This window comes from Streptomyces sp. NPDC015125 (assembly GCF_043080045.1).
GTDB lineage: Bacteria > Actinomycetota > Actinomycetes > Streptomycetales > Streptomycetaceae > Streptomyces.
In genome coordinates this window covers 1-1083 of record NZ_JBIBVF010000066.1, presented here as the reverse complement: position 1 = coordinate 1083, position 1083 = coordinate 1, and the positions used below count along the sequence as shown (strand labels likewise).

Below are 1083 nucleotides of genomic sequence, written 5' to 3'. Positions count from 1 at the left end.
GTCCGACTCGAAGGCCGCGGACACGGCCACGGCCGTCTTCTCGGTGCAGTCGGGCACGCGGAGCGTGACGTCGGTGCCCGGGGCGGGCGAGGACGGTGCCACGGAGACGCCGCCGTCCGCCGCGTAGGCGTGGGCCGCCGGTGCGTACAGCGCGGCGGCCAGCGCGGCCCCGGCACAGAGAGTGACTTTCAGTGAGCCCATCGTGTACCTCCAGTTACCTGGAGGCTGCCCCGCGCACCCCGCCCCCGCATCCCGCGCGGGGCCGGGCTACGCCGTTCGGGTCACGCGGGGAGGGTCCGCGTTTCAGACCCGTTCGACGAGGTCCGCGATGGAGTCGACCACCTGGGAGGGGCGGTAGGGGAAGTCCTCGACCTGCTCGGGCCGGGTGAGGCCGGTGAGGACGAGGAAGGTCTGCATCCCGGCCTCCATGCCGGCCAGCACGTCGGTGTCCATGCGGTCGCCGATCATCGCGCTGGTCTCGGAGTGCGCGCCGATCGCGTTGAGCCCGGTGCGCATCATCAGCGGGTTGGGCTTGCCGGCGAAGTACGGCTGCTTGCCGGTCGCCTTGGTGATCAGGGCGGCCACCGCGCCGGTCGCCGGGAGCGGCCCCTCGGTGGAAGGGCCGGTCTCGTCGGGGTTGGTGCAGATGAAGCGGGCGCCCGCGTTGATCAGGCGCACCGCCTTCGTCATGGCCTCGAAGGAGTAGGTGCGGGTCTCGCCGAGGACCACGTAGTCGGGGTCGTGGTCGGTGAGGATGTAGCCGATGTCGTGCAGGGCCGTGGTCAGCCCGGCCTCGCCGATGACGTACGCCGAACCGTCGGGCCGCTGGTCCTCCAGGAACTGGGCGGTGGCCAGCGCCGAGGTCCAGATGGACTCGATCGGCACCTCCAGGCCCATCCGGCGCAGCCGGGCGTGCAGGTCCCGCGGGGTGTAGATCGAGTTGTTGGTGAGGACCAGGAAGGGCTTGCCGGACTCGCGGAGCCTCTTGATGAAGGCGTCGGCGCCGGGGATCGGCACCCCCTCGTGGATGAGGACGCCGTCCATGTCGGTGAGCCACGACTCGATGGGCTTGCGGTCTGCCAT

General features: G+C 71.2%; 1 protein-coding gene and 1 pseudogene. Both read right to left on the bottom strand.

Going from position 1 to position 1083, the window contains the following annotated elements; translation table 11 throughout:
- Positions 1-201 (bottom strand): annotated as a pseudogene (locus ACF088_RS41350) (hypothetical protein); the annotation flags it as partial.
- Positions 202-303: 102 nt separating this feature from the next.
- A partial coding sequence (locus ACF088_RS41345; RefSeq protein WP_142199295.1) for an HAD-IIA family hydrolase occupies positions 304-1083 on the bottom strand: 780 nt, incomplete at its 5' end.